At 35.1% G+C, this 25,083-nt stretch carries 26 protein-coding genes; 3 read left to right on the top strand and 23 right to left on the bottom strand.

Translation table 11 applies throughout. The features are described from left to right. Positions 1-308: 308 nt before the first annotated feature. A complete protein-coding gene (locus ACSVDA_RS20360; RefSeq protein WP_485885617.1) occupies positions 309-698 on the top strand; it encodes a hypothetical protein in 390 nt (129 codons plus the stop codon). A 388-nt stretch (positions 699-1,086) separates the two neighbouring features. After that, a complete protein-coding gene (locus ACSVDA_RS20355; RefSeq protein WP_485885615.1) occupies positions 1,087-2,034 on the top strand; it encodes a 4-hydroxy-3-methylbut-2-enyl diphosphate reductase in 948 nt (315 codons plus the stop codon). 146 nt (positions 2,035-2,180) lie between these two features. Here ACSVDA_RS20355 and ACSVDA_RS20350 read toward each other — a convergent pair whose 3' ends face one another. From ACSVDA_RS20350 to rpsU, 23 genes are all read right to left on the bottom strand, one after another. Next, positions 2,181-3,299 (bottom strand): Nif3-like dinuclear metal center hexameric protein, encoded by a 1,119-nt coding sequence (locus tag ACSVDA_RS20350; RefSeq protein WP_485885613.1) that lies wholly within the window; start codon positions 3,297-3,299, stop codon positions 2,181-2,183. Continuing rightward, entirely contained in the window at positions 3,296-4,003 is a 708-nt protein-coding gene (locus tag ACSVDA_RS20345; RefSeq protein ID WP_485885611.1) for a tRNA (adenine(22)-N(1))-methyltransferase, read from the bottom strand. Before ACSVDA_RS20345 ends, ACSVDA_RS20350 begins: the two co-directional genes overlap by 4 nt. Positions 4,004-4,102: 99 nt before the next feature. Continuing rightward, positions 4,103-4,456, bottom strand: a complete 354-nt coding sequence (cccA, locus tag ACSVDA_RS20340; protein WP_214480291.1) for a cytochrome c550 — start codon at positions 4,454-4,456, stop codon at positions 4,103-4,105. A 179-nt stretch (positions 4,457-4,635) separates the two neighbouring features. Continuing rightward, positions 4,636-5,775, bottom strand: a complete 1,140-nt coding sequence (locus ACSVDA_RS20335) for an acyl-CoA dehydrogenase family protein (protein WP_485885609.1) — start codon at positions 5,773-5,775, stop codon at positions 4,636-4,638. Positions 5,776-6,001: 226 nt separating this feature from the next. Beyond that, entirely contained in the window at positions 6,002-7,126 is a 1,125-nt protein-coding gene (gene rpoD / locus ACSVDA_RS20330) for an RNA polymerase sigma factor RpoD (RefSeq protein ID WP_320207881.1), read from the bottom strand. A 52-nt stretch (positions 7,127-7,178) separates the two neighbouring features. Continuing rightward, positions 7,179-8,984, bottom strand: a complete 1,806-nt coding sequence (dnaG, locus tag ACSVDA_RS20325; protein ID WP_485885606.1) for a DNA primase — start codon at positions 8,982-8,984, stop codon at positions 7,179-7,181. Positions 8,985-9,019: 35 nt separating this feature from the next. Further along, a complete protein-coding gene (locus ACSVDA_RS20320) occupies positions 9,020-9,466 on the bottom strand; it encodes a YaiI/YqxD family protein (protein WP_320208055.1) in 447 nt (148 codons plus the stop codon). A gap of 594 nt (positions 9,467-10,060) precedes the next feature. Then, positions 10,061-10,870 (bottom strand): pyruvate, water dikinase regulatory protein, encoded by an 810-nt coding sequence (locus tag ACSVDA_RS20315; protein WP_485885604.1) that lies wholly within the window; start codon positions 10,868-10,870, stop codon positions 10,061-10,063. A gap of 42 nt (positions 10,871-10,912) precedes the next feature. Further along, complete coding sequence (ccpN, locus tag ACSVDA_RS20310; RefSeq protein WP_485885602.1) at positions 10,913-11,554, bottom strand: transcriptional regulator CcpN; 642 nt, start codon at positions 11,552-11,554, stop codon at positions 10,913-10,915. A gap of 126 nt (positions 11,555-11,680) precedes the next feature. Next, positions 11,681-12,433: a DNA repair protein RecO gene (recO, locus tag ACSVDA_RS20305; protein WP_485885600.1), complete on the bottom strand. Its 753-nt coding sequence runs from the start codon at positions 12,431-12,433 to the stop codon at positions 11,681-11,683. Between the two features lie 30 nt (positions 12,434-12,463). Further along, complete coding sequence (locus ACSVDA_RS20300) at positions 12,464-12,607, bottom strand: YqzL family protein (protein WP_320207877.1); 144 nt, start codon at positions 12,605-12,607, stop codon at positions 12,464-12,466. A gap of 178 nt (positions 12,608-12,785) precedes the next feature. Continuing rightward, on the bottom strand, positions 12,786-13,694 hold the full coding sequence (gene era / locus ACSVDA_RS20295; RefSeq protein ID WP_485885598.1) for a GTPase Era: 909 nt from the start codon (positions 13,692-13,694) through the stop codon (positions 12,786-12,788). Positions 13,695-13,939: 245 nt separating this feature from the next. Then, on the bottom strand, positions 13,940-14,317 hold the full coding sequence (locus tag ACSVDA_RS20290) for a diacylglycerol kinase family protein (protein WP_320207875.1): 378 nt from the start codon (positions 14,315-14,317) through the stop codon (positions 13,940-13,942). Then, the gene (ybeY, locus tag ACSVDA_RS20285; protein WP_485885596.1) at positions 14,301-14,771 is read right to left on the bottom strand and encodes an rRNA maturation RNase YbeY; all 471 of its coding nucleotides are present in this window, start codon (positions 14,769-14,771) and stop codon (positions 14,301-14,303) included. The genes ACSVDA_RS20290 and ybeY overlap by 17 nt, the downstream gene beginning before the upstream one ends. After that, on the bottom strand, positions 14,768-16,957 hold the full coding sequence (locus ACSVDA_RS20280) for an HD family phosphohydrolase (RefSeq protein ID WP_485885594.1): 2,190 nt from the start codon (positions 16,955-16,957) through the stop codon (positions 14,768-14,770). The genes ybeY and ACSVDA_RS20280 overlap by 4 nt, the downstream gene beginning before the upstream one ends. A gap of 447 nt (positions 16,958-17,404) precedes the next feature. Continuing rightward, complete coding sequence (locus tag ACSVDA_RS20275) at positions 17,405-18,367, bottom strand: PhoH family protein (protein ID WP_485885592.1); 963 nt, start codon at positions 18,365-18,367, stop codon at positions 17,405-17,407. Between the two features lie 3 nt (positions 18,368-18,370). Beyond that, positions 18,371-19,558 (bottom strand): sporulation protein YqfD, encoded by a 1,188-nt coding sequence (gene yqfD / locus ACSVDA_RS20270; RefSeq protein ID WP_485885590.1) that lies wholly within the window; start codon positions 19,556-19,558, stop codon positions 18,371-18,373. A 14-nt stretch (positions 19,559-19,572) separates the two neighbouring features. Next, positions 19,573-19,857: a sporulation protein YqfC gene (gene yqfC, locus ACSVDA_RS20265; protein WP_485885634.1), complete on the bottom strand. Its 285-nt coding sequence runs from the start codon at positions 19,855-19,857 to the stop codon at positions 19,573-19,575. Between the two features lie 61 nt (positions 19,858-19,918). Next, positions 19,919-20,383 (bottom strand): hypothetical protein, encoded by a 465-nt coding sequence (locus ACSVDA_RS20260; RefSeq protein WP_485885588.1) that lies wholly within the window; start codon positions 20,381-20,383, stop codon positions 19,919-19,921. 24 nt (positions 20,384-20,407) lie between these two features. Further along, positions 20,408-21,406, bottom strand: a complete 999-nt coding sequence (gene floA / locus ACSVDA_RS20255; RefSeq protein WP_214480313.1) for a flotillin-like protein FloA — start codon at positions 21,404-21,406, stop codon at positions 20,408-20,410. Positions 21,407-21,470: 64 nt separating this feature from the next. Continuing rightward, positions 21,471-22,787, bottom strand: a complete 1,317-nt coding sequence (locus ACSVDA_RS20250) for an NfeD family protein (RefSeq protein ID WP_485885585.1) — start codon at positions 22,785-22,787, stop codon at positions 21,471-21,473. A gap of 137 nt (positions 22,788-22,924) precedes the next feature. Continuing rightward, on the bottom strand, positions 22,925-23,371 hold the full coding sequence (locus ACSVDA_RS20245; protein WP_485885583.1) for a GatB/YqeY domain-containing protein: 447 nt from the start codon (positions 23,369-23,371) through the stop codon (positions 22,925-22,927). 14 nt (positions 23,372-23,385) lie between these two features. Further along, positions 23,386-23,559, bottom strand: coding sequence for a 30S ribosomal protein S21 (rpsU, locus tag ACSVDA_RS20240; RefSeq protein WP_003152957.1), 174 nt, complete (start codon positions 23,557-23,559; stop codon positions 23,386-23,388). Between the two features lie 160 nt (positions 23,560-23,719). On the opposite strand from rpsU, the gene ACSVDA_RS20235 reads away from it, so the two are divergent. Then, complete coding sequence (locus tag ACSVDA_RS20235; RefSeq protein WP_320207866.1) at positions 23,720-24,661, top strand: Na/Pi symporter; 942 nt, start codon at positions 23,720-23,722, stop codon at positions 24,659-24,661. Positions 24,662-25,083 lie beyond the last annotated feature (422 nt).

The raw sequence follows: 25,083 nt of genomic DNA, 5'->3' as shown, positions 1-25,083 counted from the left end.
TATATAAAACGATAAATTTTCTGGAAAACAACATCTTTATCTATTAGTAAAGGTGCTATAGGAACAAAGTTTACGAAGAGTACCTTTACTAAAATTAGAGCTGCTAGGATTGGGTTATTTTCCTTTGTCATCGCTGTTTAAGATGGCATTATGCCCTTGTACAAAAAAACAATTATTAGGATGAAAATTCCTATCTAAACATAAGGTTTTAAGAAAACAGGCTACAACCCAACAACATAATAGCTTAATCTCACATAAAATAATCTATATTTACTAGCACAATGAAACATATGAAAGGAGAATGAAAATTGAATCACCAAAACTCACTTAATCAAATGCTTTCTAACAGTCAATGGTTCCAAAATCCATTTACTTCAATTATGCATTCAAACAAAGGGTTAGATAATTATTTGTCAACGATGCTGCACTCACCAAATTCGTTAAAAGGCTTAATGAATCCAAAAGATTTTCAAAAGTCATTGAGTAGTGTTCAACAGTGGTTTAAAACTGCCGAATCTGTAGCTCCAACGTTAAAGGAACTGTCCCCTATCGCAAGTAAAATCCCGTCTATGTTTAATATGTTTAACGAACCAGCAAACGAGACCAAAAATTCTATACGTCCGAGAGATCTACCAAGAATAGTGAAATCTCCACCTGTTGATCGTAGTCGAGAATCAAAACCAAAGCTCTATATTTAGCTCATAACTTTAATTCTTATCTCCACTTCGCTATAATAAAGAGAAATAAGAAAAGCTTAACAACTTTTTACCTCCCACAGCTAGTGTGAGACATTTCATGGATGCTCGACTAGTCCATGAAGAAATCTTTTCTTATTTTTTCTAAGCTCTATTCGTAAATTTTATTGCTATTTTCACAAACCACTACAGCATATGAGGGTTTTCTGTCACTGTCTTTGTTTTATAAGGTGTTACGAAACCCTAGGTTGATTATGTGTTTGTTTCATCATGCGATTAATATCAATTAATGCGAAAAAAGCTTTTTATATCAGCCGATGAACAAATGATTGTTAGGCATTGCTAATATAGATAAAAAATTCTCATTTAGGGATAAATGGAGGAGATTCGAATGGAAGTAGTCAAAATTACTCCTAGAGGTTATTGTTATGGTGTTGTAGATGCCATGGTAATTGCTAGAAATGCAGCTCTAGATAAAACTTTACCAAGGCCAATATACATTTTAGGAATGATTGTTCATAATAAACATGTAACTGATGCATTTGAAGAAGACGGGATCATCACATTAGATGGAGAAAACAGACTTGATATTTTAAGCAAAGTAGATAAGGGTACGGTTATCTTTACCGCTCATGGCGTTTCACCTGAAGTGATAAAACTTGCAAAAGAAAAGGGGCTTGTGACAATTGATGCAACATGCCCAGACGTAACAAAAACTCACGACTTAATAAGAGCTAAAGAAAGTGAAGGCTATGACATCATCTATATAGGGAAGAAAGGACATCCTGAGCCCGAAGGAGCTATTGGTGTTGCTCCTCAAGCTGTTCACCTCGTGGCGAACGAAGAAGATGTACAAAACCTTTCCTTAAATAACGAAAAAATTATTGTCACAAACCAAACGACGATGAGTCAATGGGATGTTGGCCATATTATGGAGCAAGTAAAGGAAAAATATCCACAGGTAGAATTTCATAAAGAGATTTGTTTAGCTACACAGGTTCGACAAGAAGCAGTTGCAGATCAAGCAGGACATGCAGATGTTACTATCGTTGTAGGTGATCCTAAGAGTAACAATTCCAATAGGCTAGCACAGGTTTCCATGGAAATAGCAGGAACAAAAGCTTACCGTGTCGCCGATGTGACTGATATAAATATTGATTGGATTAAAAATGCGAACAAAGTAGCAGTTACAGCAGGTGCATCCACACCAACACCTATAACTAAAGAAGTTATTGCATTTTTAGAAAACTTTAATAGCTCAGATGAATCAACATGGACAAGAGAAAGAAAAGTGCCATTGCACAAAATATTACCTAAGGTAAAAACTCCAAAAAGTTAAGAGCGTTGATTTTTATATAACGGGGGAATTACATTAATGGGACTAAATAAACTACTATTTAGTCCCATTTTATAGTTAACCATTTTATGTAACCTCTGTACGATTCTTCATACCTATGTTTCACTATTATTGGATACAACACTTTTTTACATAAATGTAAAAGGATCTGTGTTTATTTCTGAAGCAATAATATTCACTTTAAAGTTTTTCGAGGCAACTTGCTTACGCATCATTTCTACAACACCCTTTTTCATCACTTTTTCGACGTTATGACCAGGATCCACAATATTTAACCCAGCCTGCATTGCATCATGGGCAACATGATAATATATATCACCAGATACATACACGTCTGCACCTCTCATCTTTGCTTGGCTAATATACTTATTACCGTCTCCTCCTAAGACAGCAACTTTCTTAACTTTGTCTTGTAAATTACCCACTACTCTTAAACCTTCCACATCTAATTTACTCTTTACAAAAGCAGCAAAATCTCCAAGTGTGAGTTCACTTTGTAAGTAACCGATCCTACCTAACCCTTTCATTTCTCCCTTATTATCAAGTGGATAAATGTCATAGGCTACTTCTTCATAAGGGTGTGCTTTTAACATTGCAGATAATACTTTTTTTTCTAGGTTTTCTGGGAAAACCGTTTCTATCCTCTGTTCTTTTACAGTTTCCAATTTTCCAGGTTTTCCTATATAGGGGTTAGCTTTGTCCTTAGGTAGAAACGTGCCTACACCTTCTGAACTGAAGGTACAGTGGCTATAATTACCGATAAATCCAGCCCCTGCATTGCCGATTACTTCTTTAATTTGATTAGCATGAGCCTCTGGAACAGTTACTACTAGTTTTTTTAAATTCAACTCAAAAGTAGGAACTAATACTTCTACTTTTGTAAGCTCAAGTGCTTTAGCTAATAAATCATTTACCCCGCCTTGTGCAACATCTAAATTTGTGTGAGCAGCATAGATTGTTATATTATTTTTTATACATTTTTCGATGACCCTTCCATCAGGTCGATCAGTAACGATATTTTTTAATGGCCTAAAAATGAGTGGGTGGTGAGCAATAATTAAATCAACACTATTTTCTATCGCTTCATCGATAACTGTTTCTAAAACATCTAATGCAACCATTACATGACGAATAGGCTTATTCAATGTCCCTATTTGAAGCCCAATTTTGTCACCCTCCATTGCAAGATGCTTAGGCGAGAACTGCTCAAATAATTGAATAACTTCAAATCCATTTGGTGTTTTCATGTTAAAGCCTCCGTTACTAAAGTAATTTTTTGTTCAAGTTCCTGTTTCTTCGTTAAATTATCGTAGGTGTGAGAAGCATGATCTAATTTTGCTAAAATCATTCGCCAATGCTTTAATTCATTTGTCCATTTTCGCTTGAATGAATCATTATTCTCCTTTACTAAAAATGGACCTACGAGTAGACCCTTTTCAATGTCCTCTTCATAAGGCTCATACGGTGCTCCTCTTTCAGCTACTAAAATTTCATATATTTTCTCATCTTCCTCTAAAATGGTTTCAGCAATTAACTCCCACCCATTTAAAATAAACCATTGTCTTACATGCTTTGCTCCCACATTAGGTTGTAGAATTAACCGCTTGACCCCAGAGAGCTTTTCTTTGCCTGTTTCTAGAATGTCACGGATAAGCAGTCCACCCATTCCTGCAATGGTTATACAATCGACTTCTCCTCGTTCGATTACGGACAAGCCATCACCTTTTCTTACATCTATCACATTATTTAAATGACAAGAGGTCACTTGGTCATTTGCAGATTGAAACGGTCCTTGAGTTATCTCTCCTGCAATTGCAAAAGTTATCTTTTTTTGTAAAAAAGCATAGCAAGGTAAATATGCGTGATCTGATCCAATATCAGCTAGCTTTGATCCCATTGGAATGTACTCTGCTACAGCTTCTAATCTTTTCGACAGCTTTAATTCGTTCATTTTTTCACCACTATCTTTATTTTGTATTCGATTATGAATGATCTAAATGAAAAAGTCCATTACCGAAGTATGGACTTTGCATCATGTATAAGGTTTAGCCTATTTTAATGTTGTTAGCCATTCAGCCATTGCATCCAATTGATCAGCTGGAACTAATCCTCCTGGCATTGTGCCTTTCCCGTTTGCTAAAATATCTTTAATTTGATCCAAATCTAACTTGTCACCAACACCTAGAAGCGCTGGACCAGCTACGCCTTCATAATTTCCTCCATGACAGCCAATACAGCTCCCATTATAAATTTCTTCTGGAGATTGTACGACTTCTTCTTGTGGTTCCTCTTCACCTAGTGCAATCTTTTCAGCGTCTCCTAAACCTTTGAAAGAAAGGAATAACATAAGACCAATACCTAAAACCGCGATTAGTGCATAAGGCACTAGTGGATTTCTGTTCATTTCATTTACCCCCTTATGTAAAAAATGAAGTCAAGTAGTAATTATATTTTACAAACAACTTCTATTTTACTTTAAAATAAATAGAAGGAAAAGTCCTAATTCAAAGTTCTTATACATTTTGAAATTTTATTACGAAAATATACACATATTATTGATTAAAACATAAGGGGTTATACGGGTTAACAACCAATTTGTCTTGCAATGACCAACCTTTGAATTTCTGAAGTACCTTCACCAATTTCTAACAGCTTAGCATCTCTCATAAAACGTTCAACTTGATACTCTTTCATGTACCCGTAGCCACCATGAATTTGTACAGCTTGACTTGTAACTTCCATACATATTTCAGAAGCATATAGCTTACACATAGCAGCCTCTTTCGTAAATGATTTTTTATGGTCTTTCAGCCACGCGGCTTTGTATACCATATTTCTAGCAAGCTCAATCTTTAAGGCCATATCAGCAAGCTTAAATTGAATGGCCGACATTTTTGAGAGGGGTTTACCGAACTGAACTCTTTCATTTGCATATGCATGTGCCTTTTCAAATGCTGCTTGCGCAATTCCTACTGCCATAGCACCAATACCAATTCTTCCTCCATCTAGCGTGATTAAAAATTGTTTTAAGCCATTCCCTCTTGTTCCTAAAATGTTTTCTTTTGGAACCCTTACATTACTTAATACAAGTTCTGTAGTATTTGACGCATTTAACCCCATTTTTTCATAATTATCAATGATTGAAAAGCCTTCCACATTTGTTGGAACTATTATGGAGCTAATTTCTTTTTCATCCCCATTTCTACTTGTAACTGCAGTTAATGCTAAGAATTTAGCAAAGCTAGCATTAGTAATAAAACACTTATTACCGTTAATCACAAAATCTTCACCATCTTCTAACCCCTCAGTCATCGTTCCACCAGCATCAGATCCAGCATTTGGCTCAGTTAGCCCAAATGCCCCTAACGATTCACCGCTACATATAGGAGCCAAGTATAGTTCCTTCTGTTCATCAGAACCAAATAAATTAATAGGTGCCCCACCTAAAGAAATATGTGCTGAATAGGTTATTCCTGTAGAGGCACACGCTTTACTTAATTCCTCAACCACGATTGCAAAACTAATTGTATCTGCACCTGCACCCCCATATTCTTCTGGAAATGGCAGACCCATTAATCCTAGCTTTGCCAATTTGTTAAATATCTCTCGAGGAAACATTTTATTTTTATCACGTTGAATTGCTCCTGGAGCAACTTCCTCCTGAGCAAATTCCTTTATGGTTTTTTGCAAAACTTGTTGTTCCATTGTTAAATCAAAATTCATATATTTTCTCCTCTCAACAAAATGTATACGCTTACATTCCATTATAAGGTTAATTAATGAATTTTCTCAACATTTTAAAATATTTAAAAACTTATTTCTATAACCATTTGCAAAACAACTAACAATTCAGTACAATAAATTACAAGAAATGTTATAAAAAAAATAGTTCACTCCAACTTTTTAGTTGAAGTAAACTATTGTTATAGAAAAATAATCGAAGACAAGATTATTCTAGAAAATCTTTTAGTCGCTTACTACGACTAGGATGTCTTAATTTACGCAATGCTTTTGCTTCAATTTGTCGTATACGTTCACGTGTTACTCCAAAAACTTTGCCAACCTCTTCTAGAGTTCGCGTTCTACCGTCATCTAAACCAAATCGAAGGCGAAGTACATTTTCTTCACGGTCAGTTAACGTATCTAAGACATCTTCTAATTGTTCTTTCAATAATTCATACGCTGCATGTTCAGAAGGTGATGTAGCATCTTGGTCTTCAATAAAATCTCCTAGGTGCGAATCATCTTCTTCCCCAATTGGTGTTTCAAGTGATACGGGCTCTTGTGCAATTTTTTGGATTTCCCTAACTTTATCTGGTGTTAAGTCCATATCTTCAGCAATTTCTTCTGGAGTTGGTTCTCGACCTAAATCTTGTAATAATTGTCTTTGAACACGAATTAATTTATTTATCGTTTCGACCATATGAACAGGAATACGTATTGTTCTCGCTTGATCTGCAATAGCACGAGTAATTGCTTGACGAATCCACCAGGTTGCATACGTACTAAATTTATATCCTTTTTCATAGTCAAATTTTTCAACCGCTTTGATTAAACCCATGTTGCCTTCTTGAATCAAGTCAAGAAACAACATACCACGACCAACATAACGCTTTGCAATACTAACAACTAATCGTAGATTTGCCTCTGCTAGACGACGTTTTGCTTCTTCATCACCTTGTTCAATCCGTTTTGCTAGAGATATTTCATCTTTAGCAGATAACAAATCAACACGGCCAATTTCTTTTAAATACATCCGAACTGGATCATTAATCTTTACTCCTGGAGGTACACTTAGGTCATTCAGGTCAAATTCTTCTTCTTTCGCTAGATCTTGGATGTTGGGGTCTTTATCTTCATCACCGTCACCAATTAATTCTACACCTTGTTCACCTAAAAATTCATAGTATTCATCCATTTGGTCTGATTCAATTTCAAACCCTGACATACGTTCGGCGATCTCTTCATAAGTAAGTACCCCGCGTTTTTTCCCTATCTCTGTTAATTGTTCTTTTATTTGGTCAAGTGTTAATTCAGTATCAATATCTTTAGAACGAGCTGACTTTTCAGCCATCTGTCCCCCTCCTTCCAAGCTTATCACGAGGAACTAGTTATACAATAAGTCCCTATTTAAGAGATCTTGATATTTGTATAATTTCGTTCGCAATGGTTGCAGCCTTCACAAAATCTTTTTGCTGTTCGGCATTTTGTTTTTCTAACTCTTTTTCCTTAAGTTTCAAAAGTTTTGGATATGTTAATACATGGTTTATATAATCAGTAAGCTCTTGCTCTGATACATCATCATTAATAGCCAACATTGCAATTTCTGATACTGTTTTTTGAAGGTTTCCATTTTGGACACGTTGGATGAACGAGCTAACGTCAGCGTCATTTCCTTCCTCATAAAATGCATACAGATAAGTAATTATTGCCCTATGTTCCTCAATGTTAAAGTCGCCTTGTATTGTTTGTTGAACTTTAAATGCAATGTCCTTATTACGAAGCATATGTGCAATTAGGAAACGTTCTGCATTTTGAAATGCAGGTAATAATTTTGCCTGAGTATGAGTTCTAAATGATATTTTGTTACTATTCCATGTATGATTATCCTTTTTACGATGTCCCTGTTTTTGAAGTTGGCTTAATTGTTGCTGCAATGCGTCTAATGATATAGAAAACTCACTAGATAGCTGCCTTATATAGTGGTCACGTTCAACCGCCTTATCTACAATGCTTATTTCCTTAAGTGCTTCATCTATATAACGTATGCGCTCCCCTTCATCTTGAAGGTTTTTGCCTCTTCTTAAATATTGCATTTTAAATGACATTAACGAAACACTTGCCCCTATTACATCGGTATTAAATTTTTCTGCTCCATATTTTTGAATGTAGTCATCAGGGTCAAAGCCTTCAGGCATTTGCGCAATCTTCACAAAGCATCCTTCATCAGATAATAGCTTTGAAGCACGAAAGGATGCTTCGATTCCTGCATTATCAGAATCATAACAAATCGTAATTGATTCAACATTTCTTCTTATTATCCTTGCTTGCTCATCAGTTAAAGATGTTCCCATCGTTGCAATTGAATGTTCAATTCCACACTTATTTGCAGCTATTACATCTCCAAACCCTTCAAAAAGAATAACATGCTGTTGCTTTCTTATATGCAACCTTGATTGATGAAAGTTATACAATAGTTTTCTTTTGTTGAAGATAGAGCTTTCTGGACTATTTAAATACTTTGGTTTTTCATTTCCAAGCACCCTTCCAGAGAATGCTACTACACGCCCCTGGTGATCATATATCGGAAACATAATACGGTTACGGAACCTGTCATAAAATGAACCGTCGGCGTCCTTTTTAACAATTAATCCTGCTTTTTCTAATAGTATGGCGGAAAATCCTCTTTTCATCAGAAACTTTGAAATGAAATCCCAAGAATCCAGGGCATACCCAATCTCAAATTTTTCTATCATCTCTTTCGTAATGCCTCGATTAAGCAAATAATCCAAGGCGTCTTGACCTTCTTTTGTATTGACAAGTAAATGATGATAGAATTTTTTCAATAAGTCATGCGCTTCAAGCATTTTAGAGCTCTCATTAGATTTTGCTACTTCAATAGGAGCAGTTGTGTATTTGGTTACATCAACATCTACCTTTGCTGCAAGGCGTTCTGCTGCCTCTACAAAGGAAAGACCTTCAAGTTCCATTAAAAAAGAAAAAGCATTTCCTCCAGCTCCGCATCCAAAACAATGATAAATTTGCTTTTCTGGAGAGACCGAAAAAGAAGGCGATTTTTCTCCATGGAATGGGCAAAGTCCGAAATAGTTTCTCCCTTGCTTCTTCAGTTGTACATATTCACTTATTAAATCAACGATGTCTGTTGAGTGATGTAATTGTTGGATAACTTCTTCGGGAATTCGATTTCCCATAACTAACATCTCCGTGTGATAAAGTTATTCTCTATTTATGATTTAATTCCTGCAAGTTTCGACAAAATTTTTTTAAAAGATTTGATAAAATAGTTACGATCATTTGATGAAAACGCTTTTGGACCTTTTGTGTGGTGCCCAGCTCTCCGTTCTTTTGCTGAAATATACCGAAGCTGTAACATTAAATCCATGTTGTTTTCATGAAAGATTTTTCCACGTGGAGATATGACAACTACACCTTTCGGAAGTAGAATACTCGCTAATCCATGATCTTGTGTAACGACAACATCATTTGCACATACTTTGTTCATGATATGTAAATCCACTGCCTCTTTATCTGAATCAACAAAGACCCACTTAGCTCCAAGGTCAGTTTCTGAGACATGTGCATACGATGCGATAAAGGTTACTTCTGCGACATAATTTTTTGCAACTTCAACAATTTCTGATTTTACTGGACAAGAATCAGCATCTACAAAGATCCTTACAACTTTTTTACTATATCTCTCTATTCTACATCACTCCGAGGATTCCTTCTTTTCATAGATACTCCTTATCATAAATACAAAAGTAACAAATTTGTTACTTTTTCTTTGTCGAATTATTTTTTAAGTTTACCCCTTGACAACTTACAATAAATAGTTTATTCGTAATAACCAAACTCTAAACCTTTTTTATCACAATTTTTTATTATAATATAAAGTTCAATGATTGGCTATACAAATAAAGCAAATATAAATCAAGTTTTAACATGAAAAAAATAACAACAAACTTTATTGCTACTTTCGTTTTGATTGTTGTTTTCATATTAAAAACTAAATACATATTGAATAACAATTAGTGGTCTTTTCATCTTTAAAAACAGTTAACACATAAAACTACTTATAGTTAGTCTATTGTTTTTCATCCCTAAGGATTGACAAATACACAAGTGGCATCTTTGCTGTTCTACAACGATGACAAACATATAAAACCACATGTTCCATTTCAATAAAGTTTGCGAAAAGACCATATATATATTCACCAATCCCCTGGGCTGAATATACTAAAGCACATATCACTGAAAAGTGTATGCGCTAAATTGTACGATTATTATAGATGTTTAAAATTGTATTTGCGGTTTCCTCTACCGCTTTATTCGTTACATCAATAACATCACAACCAATGTTGGTAATAATATTATCGAAATAGCTTAACTCTTCATTTATTCTATCTATATTTGCGTAAATTGCTTTATCATTCAGCCCTAGAGACTTCAAACGCTCTTTTCTTATATAGTTTAACTTTTCAGAGCTTATTTTTAACCCAAAGCATTTATTAGCAGGTACTTGAAATAGTTCGTCAGGGGGGTCAACTTCTGGTACGATTGGTACATTTGCCACCTTTAAACGTTTATGAGCTAAATATTGTGATAATGGAGTTTTGGAAGTGCGTGACACACCAACTAAGACAATATCAGCTCTTAAAATTCCTCGAGGGTCCCTTCCATCATCATACTTTACAGCAAACTCAATAGCTTCAACTTTCTTAAAGTACTCGTCATCTAGCTTTCTAACCATACCTGGTTCTTGGCGAGGTTTCGTATCATATGCAATTTGCATTTTATCTATAAGTGGACCAATAATATCATAAATTACAACACCTTCACGCGCTGCTTCTTGAATCAAAAACGTACGCATTTCAGGAATAACTAACGTATAAGCAATAATTGCATTATTCATTTTTGCTAGTGAAAGTACTTCGGTAAGAGTAGACGTATCCTCAACATATGGCACTCGCTTAATTTCAATGTTCGTGTTGCTAAACTGGCATATAGCCGCTTTTACAACAAGCTCTGCTGTTTCTCCTACAGAATCAGATACTACGTATATTTGTGGGTTATTCATCCTATTCCCCCATTTCAGTATATTAATAGACTTACAAATTGTTTATATTATTTCATCTTCCTCTATTGCTACAAGTACCTTTGTCATATTTGTTTTCGTAATTCTACCGATTACTTCATACCCTTTGTCTGTTTCTTTTATGACTGGTAATGCATCAATTTGTTTTTCAATTAATATTCTAGCAACATCTATCATTAAGTCATCTCTTTTACACATTGTTATATTCGGCATTCTTGTCATAATAATATTAACAGGAATTGTTGTCAACTCTTGTTTACCGATACTAGCTCTAAGTAAATCCTTCCTTGATAAAACCCCAACGAGTGAAGTGTTATCATCTACTACGAACAGTGTACCAACATCTTCTAAAAACATTGTACAAATAGCATCATATACCGACACACCTTCATTAACTACAACAGGAATTGATTGATAATCCTTAACTAAGATTTTCTTTATTTTATCGCTCAATAGCTGTGAACCAGTCTTTCCTGTATAAAAATAGCCAACACGTGGTCTTGCTTCTAAGTAACCAGCCATTGTTAATATAGCTAAGTCAGGCCGTAATGTCGCTCTTGTTAAATTTAATTGGTCTGCAATATGTTCACCGGTGATAGGTCCATTGTCCTTAACAATTCGTAGTATTTGCTCCTGTCGTTTACTTAATTCGATTGTAATCACCACCTTTAATTTTAGCAATTGCAATATATACTCTTATGTAGTTTGTTCCTACAAGATATTATATACTAAGTTGGTAGCTTTGAAAAAACCTACTGTATACTTTAATACAATAGGCTGATGTTAAATACATTATAGTTTATTTTTCAAGTTGTCTAATTGATTTAAAAATCTTTTTGATTTTAACGCTAACCCTGAGTATTCATCATAGTATGCAGCTATGATCGTATTTAATTGTTGCTTAGTTTCAGTTTTAACAGAAATCCTGCCTAATCTGCTTAGATCATAATAGTAAAAAAGTCGTAATAATCTTACCGTAGCCTGCGATATCTTCAAATGATGAACATCTTTTCCATAACACTTATGACAGATTAAACCACCTTCTTTTATAGAAAAAGCAAACTGTCCTTCACTATTATGGCAAATGGCACAATGATCTAACACCGGATGTAACCCTAATACTTGTAAAATTTTCATTTCGTAAATGAAGGTTAATATTTCTAAATCTTCTCCCTCATTCATATAGTTGAGTGTTTGATAAAGTAATTCAAATAAGAAAGGGTTTCCTTTTAGATCTTCCGTACTTTTATCAGTCAACTCTACAACATATGACGCGTATGCAGTACGAAATATGTCTTCACGAATAGCTCGTAATGATGAGCTTGCTTCTCCTTGTTGAAGGTTGCCTAGACCACTTCCTTTTTGTATTAAGAAATGGCCATAAGTAAATAATTGAGTAATTGAGGCTAGACGACTATTAGGCTTCTTTGCTCCTCTAGCCATTACTCCAATTTTACCTGCTTCCCTAGTAAATAGAGTAACAATTTTGTTTGTTTCACCATATTCATTTGTTCGAATAACAATTCCTTCATACTTTTGCAACAAGTTTTGTCCACCACCAAAAAATCAGGCAGATCACGACATTGGAAAATCTAGTTTTGCTAGGTCATTCTCTTTGTCTTCGGGTCCTCCATCGTTCTCCTTCTCTAATTCTTTAAAAAGAAGGTACGTATCAATGTTACCTGTTTGACTAAATATACTCCAGGTAAAATCTAACATAAGAATCCCACCTTTCTGATGATACACGCTAGCATATAACTTCCAATCCCTATGTTTAGGGTGAGCACTCCTGCCAATATCATGTTACACAAATTTTGTTAAAAGGTGTTTCTCAAACGTCTACCCCTATATTTTATGGGAAAAAGTCCAGGATGACAACTTGTCCAAATCGATATCATTAATAATCTTCTTCATTAAAACCAAAGTCTCGAATATGTGTCAATTTGTTGCGCCAATCTTTTTGAACTTTAACCCAGAGTTCTAAAAACACTTTCGTGCCTAATAATGTTTCAATGTCATGTCTTGCCCTTTTTCCAATTTCTTTTAGCATCTTTCCTTGCTTACCAATGACTATCCCTTTTTGAGAACTTCTTTCAACTATTATCGTTGCACTAATATAAATGGCATTATTGTTCTCTCTTCGCTGAATACCGTCTATTACTACTGCAATGGAATGTGGAATCTCTTCTCTTGTTAAATGTAGTGCCTTTTCTCTAATTAACTCAGCAATAATAAATCTTTCAGGGTGATCTGTTACCTGATCTTCTGGATAATACTGAGGCCCTTCAGGTAAATATTTTTTAATTTGATCTAACAGAGTTTCGACATTACTACCTTGTAACGCAGAAATTGGAACAATTTCTTTAAACGAATATTTCGATTCATATTGCTTAATTAACGGCAACAAGTCATCAGGATGGATTTCATCTATTTTGTTTACAACAAGGAAGACTGGCGTATTCACTGCTTGTAATCTTTCAATAATATATTCATCACCACGACCAGTTCCTTCAACAGCGTTTACCATAAATAGGACGATATCAACTTCTCTTAAAGTATCCTGCGCTACCTTCATCATGAAATCGCCAAGCTTATGTTTCGGTTTATGTATTCCTGGTGTATCAATAAAAATAATTTGACTGTGATCTTCCGTATAAACCCCTTGGATTTTATTACGTGTCGTCTGAGGTTTATCACTCATAATTGCAATCTTTTGACCAATTACATGATTTATAAAAGTTGATTTTCCAACATTCGGCCTACCAATGATTGATACAAAGCCTGAATGATATTTTGTAGTATTCATCAAAATCCTCCAAGATGTCGTAAAATAGTAAGAAACATACAAAACGATAGACCCAGCGCATCAAATGTGACTCGAGGGGATAGGCGCTGGAGCTAGACAATACGAAATGCGCAAGCGCCTTGCTCATCCCCGAAAAGCACTGGAGTCATTTCATTTGAAGGTGCTTTTTGCCTTCTAGTGCAATGACGAAGTGACTCGAGGGGATAGGCGCTTTAGCTAGACAATACGAAATGCGCAAGCGCCGCTTATAAAAATAATATAAGTTTTGGCAGAAAAATAAGTATTCCAATCATAACGGAAATAATCGCAAAAAGCAAAACTGCACCAGCTGAAATATCCTTGGCAAGTTTAGCTAATGGATGGTAATCATTTGTAATTAAGTCAACTGTTCTTTCAATAGCTGTATTTACCATTTCCAGACTCAACATTATGCCTATCGTAATGATTATTGCCACCCATTCAATTGGAGAAAGTCCAACAAATAATCCTAAAAACAACACAATAATTGCGATATTAATATGAATTTTAAAGTTTCTTTCCTTACTAGCTACATGTCTAATACCATTTATCGCAAACAACAAACTGTTTCTAAATTTATTGTTATTTCTATCTCGATAGCCCATATTGTTCAAGTAATTCCTTTTGTTTAGTAAACATAATTACTTCTTCTTCTTCGGTCTCGTGATCATAGCCAAGCAAATGTAATAATCCGTGAACTGATAAAAAAGCGAGCTCCCTATCAAATGAATGTCCATATTCTTCTGCCTGTTCTTTTGCTTTGGTCGTTGAAATGATAATATCTCCTAGCACTACAGGAAGTTCTATACCAGTAATTTCGATTTCATCCTCCCCCATTTCTTCCATAGCAAATGAAATAACGTCAGTCGGTTGATCTTTATTTCTATACTCTCGATTAATTTCTTGTATGCGCTTATTACTAACAAATGTAATTGATAATTCTGCTCCGTCATCAATATTTTCTCTTGTTGCTACAAATTGTAAGATGTCTTCTACCAAGTTTTGATGTTCGTCTCTCACCTTTTTTGTTTCATCAATAAAATCGATAATTAAACTCATGCCTCTTTCACCTTCTGTCTCGTTGCTTCTGGATATTCAATTCTTGAGTGGAATATCCCTTTTAAAGTTTCACATAGAGATGATGAAACAACATCAAGCTCTTTCAAAGTTAAATCACAATTGTTCAGCTGCCCATCTTGTAATCGATCTGCAATGATATTCTTAATAAGCTTTTGAATTTCTGCTGAACTTGGATTTGTCAGCGAGCGTACTGCTGCTTCTACACTATCTGCAATTCCTATAATGGCAGCTTCCTTCGTTTGTGGCTTTGGCCCTGGATAGCGAAACTCTTCTTCTGATATAGGAATTTCAGATTGCTGTTGAGCTTTATGATAAAAATACTTTATTAATGATGTTCCATGATGCTGTGCGGCTATATCCACAATTTCAGTAGGTAACTTGTGTTTCCTTAACATTTCTGCCCCTTCTGTTGCGTGTGCAATGATTATATTTTTACTCAGCTGCGGGGCAATATTGTTATGAGGATTTTCGATATTCATTTGATTTTCAATAAAAAATTGAGGCCTCTTCGTCTTTCCTATGTCATGGTAATATGAACCGACTCTTGCTAATAAACCATTTGCACCAATCGCTTCACATGCAGCCTCAGATAGATTTGCAACCATTACGCTATGATGATATGTCCCAGGAGTTTCCACTAGTATTTTCCTTAACAAAGGATGGTTTGGATTTGACAGTTCTATAAGTTTTATCGTCGAAAGTATGCCAAAACCTGCTTCTAAAAATGGCATAATCCCGATTGTGAGAACAGCTGCTGAGAGACCTGAAAATATCGCCATTGCTACGTAAATTCCTATTTCCAATAAAGAATATTGTCCGTTTTTCAGTAACATGATTGATGTAATTACAATAATATTAATTACCGAAATGAATAGACCAGATTGAAGAATTTTTGCACGATGGTTAATTCGATCTAAGAAAAACACACCTACTAAGCCACTACATAAAAAGTAAACACCAATCGAAAAGTTAAAAGAACCAATAACTCCTTCGTTAAACATAATACTACCGCACACAGCAAATATCGTACTAGTTAATACCGCTAAGCGATCATTTATTAACACCTTGATTAACAATGGGCCTACAGCAATTGGAGTTAAATAACCAATATCTGACCATCCAAACTGATGCAGTAAACTAGTTCCTTTCATTAACAAAATCGTTATAGTGAATATGATTGTATATAACAATAAGTCCACATTCTTATTTGACCTTTTACTTTCATCTCTAAAGAAATGATATGAAACTGCTGCTAACATCAAACCAATCATTAAGCCAAGCCCTATAAAAGGCTGAAAAGAACGTTTATTTTGTACTAAATCAATTACTTCAAGCTTTCTAATGATATCTTGAGTTATCAGCTCTCCTTCCTCTACAATGATTTGACCTTGAATAATCATCACGGGTTCCACTGCATTTCTTGCCTGTTCCCGCTTTTCCTCGGTAGCTTCTACATCATAAATCATGTTAGGAATAATGACGAATTTCACTAACTTGGATATTGTATTTCTTAATGAAGATTTAACATTAAGGTACTGTAATTCATTCTCTGCTTGTCTTTTTGCACTCTCTATTTCATTAGTACGGAGTTCTTCACTCATAATATTTTGCACTACTGTAATAGCTTTCTCTTGAGCATTTGTTAATTGCTCAGGTGTAGCTTGAAATAGTACTTCGATCTCCTGATTTGAAAACAGGTTGACTATATCTTCAGGCATCTTTGTTTTGAGCAACTCTATTTTTTCTTCATCAGTCGGTTCTAAGCGTTGTGGCTCTAATTCAGCTTCTTCATTTTCTATGCCTTCTTCGTTTTCAATAACCGCTCTAATATTTGCATATTTCTCGTTCAATTCCCCATTGACTTCATCAATCCAAGAAAAAAAGTCAGAAATTACATCTACGCTATTTTCTTCATATTCTTTTTTTTGTAAGAATACATCCTGTACCTCTCCAGCAGCTTCCTTTCTTTTTCGCTCAGTCATTTCTTTATCTTCTATCGTTTTCGGGGAGTATATCGTTTGTTCTGCATCATTGTGTAATTGGATATTGTACTTCTTTGGCTCGACGTTACTATATAAAGCTAAAAATATAACTGCTGCTATAACAACATAAAAACCGATATGAACAAACTTATATTCCTTCAGCAATGTTAAAAGCTTTTTCATATATTCCATTAATTTCATGAATTCTGCTCCCCTCCTTTGTTAGAAAAGCTGCTTTTGCCGCATTGTTATTTTTCATACTAGGCTCGTTTCGTAAACTCTGTTGCTTAGTTCCTATACAAGAAGATAAAGATGACGTTTTAATATACAATCATCATTAGCAGAAAAGATGACACGAGTTCTAGTTGTATACGTGTTTATGTTTTTATACGAAAAACAATAATCTATACGAAAACAGGCATCATACTAGGGCTTAACACGATTCAACTAGCGTACCTTACCTTCTAATCCTTAACTAAACGATGAAAACCTGATATGGCTGATGTATGTCTTTTTTAGAATAATAATGTTACTGAACAACCATTTTCACATCATTCATTGCTAGTAAAATAAAGCATAGAATATATATAGGAAATTGACCCATACAATCATTTGCAAGGGTCAAAAGCTTTATAAATTAGCTTTGTCATATGCTGTAATAATTCTACTCACTAAAGGGTGTCGTACTACATCTGATTGTTCTAGAAAAACAAAAGAAACTCCTTTAATATTCTCCAAAATTTCCTTTGCAATAGCCAACCCTGATGTTACTCCTTTAGGTAAATCTACTTGAGAAATATCTCCAGTAATCACCATTTTTGAATCGAAACCTAATCTAGTTAAAAACATTTTCATTTGAGCAGGTGTAGTATTTTGAGCTTCATCCAATATAATAAATGCATCGTCTAATGTTCTACCTCTCATATATGCCAACGGGGCGATTTCAATAATCCCTCTCTCAATTAATCTAACGGTATGTTCAACTCCTAAAACATCATGGAGGGCATCATAGAGTGGTCTCAAATATGGATCTACCTTCTCTTGTAAATCTCCAGGTAGAAATCCAAGATTTTCCCCAGCTTCTACAGCAGGTCGAGTAAGTATGATTCTTTTGACATGTCCATTTTTTAATGCGTTCACTGCCATGATTACTGCTAAATAGGTTTTTCCTGTCCCTGCTGGCCCAATACCAAACACCATATCATTATTCTTAATTGAAGAGATATAGTGGCGCTGTCCGAGAGTTTTCACACGAATTGATTTGCCTTTAACTGTTACAGCAATTTCCTCTTTAAAAAGTTCATCAAAATATTCTAGCGTGCCTTTTTTACTTAGTTGAATGGCATATAAAACATCTCGTTCACCAATTTGAATACCATTTCTAATTAGCTTCAATAACTGTGTTAAAATCTCATCCGCTTTTTTTACATTCTCATTGTCACCAGATACACTTACTGTTTCACCACGAGTTACAATCGTTACTTGCAGTTCTTCTTCAATACGCTTTAAGTTAGTATCATGTATACCAAATAATGAAATGGCTTCATTTGCGTTTTTTACTTGTTGTTTTATCGTTACTAACGCTTCTGACATTATTTAATCTCCTTGAATGATTGGCTTCTCAATTGCGATATTTTCTATTACTGTGTAAATAATTTCTACCTTTAATTTACCATTCTCATTCGTTTCGTGCAAAACTTTTTCTTCTTTTATAGTTGCATCTTCGTCAAGTTTAGTTTGCAATTCTGTTCGTGCAGATTCAATTGCCAGTTCTTTTGCTTCCTTCTCTGAATAGACTCTTTCAACTGTCTCTGTTTCCCTTATCACATTTTTCATATATGATACTGGCAGCTTCCAATTTAATAAATGAAGATCTTTTGTTGTTTCGTATGTTTCATAATTCCGATAGTCATTTTTAGCAAATCCCCAAAATGGAAGGGTTATACCCCCAAATGATAATAGATGTTTTGACTTTGAATTACCAGTAAGAACATGTATTGTTTGGGATAACGGTGTTTTCACTGTTGCCCGATACCAAGTTTCACCATATACCTTTCCACGTGCAGCGACTATTTGAGTATTATCTTCTTTTCCGATCATTCCACTTACTAGTAATTCTCCTTTATTGACATGTTGATTGATTTCAACAATAGCCTGACCTTCTTCTACAAACATCTTAGTAATTACTGATTCTTTTTTTGCTACTAAGTGTTGAGGACCAATTTGTTCTGGTTCCTCTGGTTCTTCCTTTTCAACTACTTGAAAATGATATGTAGTACCCCTTAGTTCTACACCAATCCAAGTAATTGAATCAATATTGTTTGTTAACTGCTGTTGAATAATATCGACATCTTCAAGGAGAAATTGTAATTTACCTTTTTTAACACCCATTTCATCTAAATGTTGATAAATTTGATGCTCAGTTTGAGGTTGAGCGCCATCAATTTCAATCTGCCAGACGATATTCGATAACAGAATCATAATGACAAAAAAAAGTAATAGCCCAAGTAAAAAACCACTATTCGTAAGTACTTTTTTCATTAGGAAAGGTAGTCCAACTTTTTGGATAAAAAAAAGCTTACAGTCAAATGTTCTTACAACTCGTCTTACCTTACTAACATCTTTCAGTAACATAAAAAAAGTAACTGACTCTGTTCCCTGTCTCTTAACATTCCATATATTTATATCATTTTGAATACATTGATTTATAAATCGTTCAATACCTTTGCCTTTAGCATTTACTTGAATAACACCAGTCATAAAGTTCAACCACTGATTTTTCATTTTTTCCCCCTTAATTAATCATTAATATATGTAACTTGTTCAATTTTCCCTTCCAATAAGAGCTCCTCTGGTTGTATCATTTTAATTACAAAGGACTCCCCTTTCACGAGCAGTTGACCTTGCTTTAACAATAATCGCAGTTCATCATCAGCAAATGAAAGCAACCCCCGGTGGTTTTCAATATATATGTGTAATTGCCCAATCATTGTTATGCGGGGAAGGTCCATCGTCACATCCGCGGGTAGTTCTAGTTTATTTGTAAGCCAATTTCTCATTTGGTGCCGCAATTTCTTCATAATAAAAGAACCCCCTTTCAACTCATGTTTATGAGTTAAAAGGGGGTTCTATCACTATAATTTCTTATCTAGATTGGCCCATTTTCGACTGTGAACGGTGTGAAATTGGCTGATATGGTTTTTTTCCTCGTGGAGGTCCAAGAATTTCGCTAAAAATAACTCCTTGGACAACACTCTTTTTCGTTATCAACAGCTTATTTTCCTTCTGCACCTGTTTAGAGCTTTTCTTCTGCATTGGTTCAGTTTTTTCTATTGATTGATTGTTCCGTTCCCTAACCACTTCTTTTAATTGATGATATAAATCTACTTTTGACTCAGCAACTTCACTTTCACGTTCCACAGTACTTGCTTGAGGATTATGCATGTCTTCCACTTCATTAAAAATAACAGGCTTTGCTTCATTTGTTGATGAAGTTCCTTTTGAATTAGAAGCCCCTGATGAAAAACCTTTAAATATTCTAGAAAACACACCAAACAAAATCACTAATAAAACTATATTTGATATGAAGAAATCTATAATTTGCTCCATTAGGAGTCACCCCCATCATGAACGCTACGATTGTTCATCTTCATCTTGATCGTCAGTAAGCTTTCCTATAGAGTCTCTCATATTTGTATCAGCATCTATATTTTTTAGACTCATGTAATCCATGACTCCAAGCTTACCTGTCCGTAATGCATCTGCCATAGCGAGAGGAACCTCGGCTTCGGCTTCAACAACTTTAGCTTGCATTTCTTGAACACGAGCCGTCATCTCTTGCTCCTTGGCAACAGCCATAGCTCTTCGTTCTTCCGCCTTAGCTTGGGCAATATTTTTATCTGCTTCAGCTTGGTCTATTTGCAACTCTGCCCCAATATTTTTACCGATATCAATATCTGCAATATCAATCGACAAAATTTCAAATGCAGTTCCTGAATCTAGACCTTTCGCTAACACTGTTTGAGAAATTAAATCTGGGTTTTCTAAAACTTTTTTATGATTACCTGAAGAACCGATTGTACTTACGATCCCTTCACCTACACGGGCTATAACTGTATCTTCTCCAGCACCACCGACTAAGCGATCAATGTTTGCACGCACTGTAATACGTGCTTTTGCTTTTACTTCGATGCCATCCATCGCAACACCCGCAATAAATGGTGTTTCAATTACTTTAGGGTTAACACTCATTTGAACTGCTTCTAATACGTCACGACCAGCTAGATCTATCGCAGCACATCGTTCAAATGACAACTCTATATTCGCACGCTGTGCGGCAATAAGTGCGTTCACAACTCTATCTACGTTACCTCCTGCTAAATAATGACTCTCCAATTGATTTGTACTAACATTTAAGCCAGCTTTTACTGCTTTTATTAACGGATTGATGACCCTTGACGGGATAACTCGACGTAACCTCATTCCGATTAAAGTGAAAATACTTACTCTTACACCTGCAGCTAGAGCAGATATCCAGAGCATAATAGGAACAAATGTAAATAATACAGCTAAAACAATTATGACAAGTGCTACAGCTAACAATACTAAAATAGTTCCAGTATCAAATTGCATAAAAATATTCCTCCTTGATATATTATTGTTCTTATTACTTTATACAACATTTTATTATTGCATTCTATACTATTTCTCTAACTACAATACGAGCTCCTTCTGTTTTAATCACTTTAATTTTTTTATTATTATCAATATATCCACCTTCAGTGACAACATCTAGGCGTTCATTATTGATCACAACAGTTCCAGAAGGTCGAAGTACAGTAGTTGTGTAGCCTTCTTTTCCAATTAAATCATTTCTATTCTTATTAGTTATATAACCTTCATCACTATTTGTAGAATCTCTTAGAATAATTCTGTTAAAAATACGTATTTTTTTGCCAAACACCTTAAATAATAGAATTGAGGCTAATATTGTAACAAAAATCGCAATTAGTAACGATACCGCCATGTGACCGACATCGTCTGTCGCTAAAAATAAGCTAGTAAGAATTGACCCAAAGCCAATCATCCCTAATATTCCCCCCGGGACAAAAAATTCTAAAATAATGAGCACAACGCCAGCAAAAAAGAAGATAATTGCTTCCATCCCCGCAAGTCCTGCTACAAAATGGCCGTAGAAAAACAATAACAAACTTGACGCCCCCATTAAGCCTGGCACACCAAATCCCGGTGAGTATAACTCAACTAACAAGCCAATGCTGCCGATTGATAGTAAAATTGGGACAACAACCGGGTTAGTAATAAATCTCGCGATATTTTCTGCCAAACTGACTTTTGTTTCCACAATCTCTGGATTGTCAAAACCGAGTAATTGCGTTAGCTCTGAGCGATTATTTACAATTCCTTCAGCATACTTCACTTCATAGGCTTGATCCGCTGTTAAAGTTAACAGCTTTCCTTTCTCCGCATTATACTCTGGGAGATCAACCTCTTTATCCGCCATAGCGATCGCGTAAATAGGGTCACGACCGTTCAAAGCCGCAGCTCCTTCCATCGATGTATTCCATGATGATTGAGCCTTTTCGTCTGCTGCATTACCATCACTTGTTATGACCGCTGCAGCCCCCATAGAGGCAGTTGGACTCATATAAATTTCATCTGCATTTAATGCAATATATGCACCTGCTGATAGAGCATGAATATTTACATATGCCACAATCGGAACATCTGTAGAACTAATTCGTTTTCCAATTTTTCCAGCAGCATCCACCGCTCCACCAGGGGTATTTATTTCTAATATGATTAAATCTGCCCCAGCTTCCTCTGCTTCAGAAATTGAACGATCAATGAATGCATATAAACCTTTCTCAACAGTGTCTTCCACAGGGATAACATAGACCAGTTCCCCACTAGTGGAGCCTTTCATAGGGATAAAAGATAGAATAACTGCTGTAAATAACATCATAACAAAGAATGGTAAACGTATTCTTCTCATTTTATAGACCCTCCTTTCTAATTTTAGCCTATTTAATTTTGAAATTACTTATGTATTCTTATACGTTTACAATATAAAAAAGTTTCAGTAATGGAAAAGAATTTAAAAAACAGCACCTACCATCGGGTGCTGTTTTATTAAGAAAGAAATTGTTGTACAACTTTATTCACAAGTGAACCATCGGCCTTACCTTTGACCTTTGGCATCAACGCGCCCATTACTTTACCCATGTCAGCTTTAGAAGAAGCATTCACTGCAGCAATGGTTTCTTTCACTATTTCTTTAATTTCATCTTCTGAAAGTTGCTTTGGCATATAAATTTCTAATAATGAAATTTCATCTTTCAGTTTATCTACCAGGTCCGAACGACCAGCTTTATCAAATTCTTGGAGGGAGTCTTTACGTTGTTTTAATTCGCGAGAAAGTACAGTTAACTCCTCGTCTTCAGATAGTTGGCTACTACCTAGTTTAATCGCTTCATTTTGAAGTGAAGACTTAACCATCCTAATGACGGAAAGTTTTTCTTTTTCTTTATTTTTCATCGCTTGCTTCATATCAGTATTTAAACGTTCAAGAAGACCCATAACTACACCCTCTTTTAGAATTTACGCTTTCTAGCGGCTTCAGACTTCTTCTTACGTTTTACGCTTGGCTTTTCATAGAATTCACGCTTTCTTGCTTCCTGTAACGTACCTGTTTTAGAAACCGAACGTTTGAAACGACGAAGAGCATCTTCAAGCGATTCGTTTTTACGAACGACAGTTTTTGACATTCTATTTCCCTCCCTCCGAAAACAACCACTCACAATCTAAACAACATGTAATTAAACATGTACTTTGCAATTATAGTATAATCGGTATTAAAGGTCAACCAAAATTGGTGTCATGTAATGTTACCCTTGTCCATACAATGTGATAGGAGAGGTGATTTACATGGCAATGGCAAAAATCATTTCATTATTTGCTGTTTATTTATCAATATTTCTATTTGGAATGACTGTGATGCGGATAGGTTTATTTAATATTTCACACGAAAAGATGAAACATGTTATCAAAAGACTTACAATAAATCCGTTTAGCGGTTTTCTTGTCGGGATTGTTGTTACTGCATTATTGCAAAGTAGTTCTGCAGTTATGATCATAACAATCGGCTTAGTAGCAACTGGCTACATAAATTTTAAACAGTCTATCGGAATTATCCTAGGAACAAATATCGGAACAACATTTACTACAGAATTCATAACCATTGATTTAGAAGCAGCAATTTTGCCACTCATTATTTTAGGATTTTTGTTTTTATTTACAAACAATATTAAGCTATTTAGTACAGGAGCCATTGCATTTGGATTAGGCTGCTTATTCGTCGCAATGAATGGCTTTGAGCAATTAGCGGAGCCCCTATCTCTCATACCCTCTGTACACTCTTTTTTAGAGATCACAAATAAGAGTGGTATTTTTGGAGTAGGTTTAGGGACGTTTTTGACAGCAATTATTCAATCTAGTACTGCCACAACCGGAATTGTTATGGGCTTTATGAATGAAAATGTTTTAAGTTTACAGGCCGGAATCGCCATTATATTAGGGTCAAATATCGGGACATGTATAACTGCATTTTTAGCTAGTATCGGTGCTAGTCATGAGGCAAAATTAACTGCATATGCACATATTTGGTTGAATGTATTAGGTGTAGCCATTTTCTATCCTTTTATAAAAAGCCTAGGTACAATAGCTGAACTCCTCACCACTATTCCTGATGTTCAGTTGGCTCATGTTAGCGTTATTTTTAATGTTATTTGCTCTCTTATTGCCCTGCCACTTACTGGCCTAATTGCTTCATTTATTATTCGAATCCATAGCACAAAAAAAATAGCTTAATGACCATAACCAAAGTTTATTTTTGATATTTACTTTTATTGCAATTTGTTACCATCATATGACACAGCTACAACTGAATTCGCAATCATGCTGCATAATTAAAAAGCGTGCACACTTGATCAGCGTCATCAAAGGTTAAAGTTAATGAAAAACATATTATGATGGCGCTGTGCTAGACAATTAAAAAAAACTGTATTCACATTAAATGTTTTTTTCGTACAAAAGAATAAAAACGGATGCAACTATAGTATCATGGCATCTTTGCTGATCTTTAAAATGCTGATTAGCTTAATCACAATAAAAAAAGGTTCAACGTCAAATGTTGGGGTGAAGCAAGTTCTCTTCGCCCTATCCAACATGAACACCCACTTTTTTATACTTATGAGCTAATAAGATTTTAGCTCTAAAACGCTTGAAACTTC

Source organism: Cytobacillus sp. Hm23 (assembly GCF_051842895.1).
Lineage (GTDB): Bacteria > Bacillota > Bacilli > Bacillales > SM2101 > Nanhaiella.
This window is presented reverse-complemented; position numbering and strand designations above follow the sequence as displayed.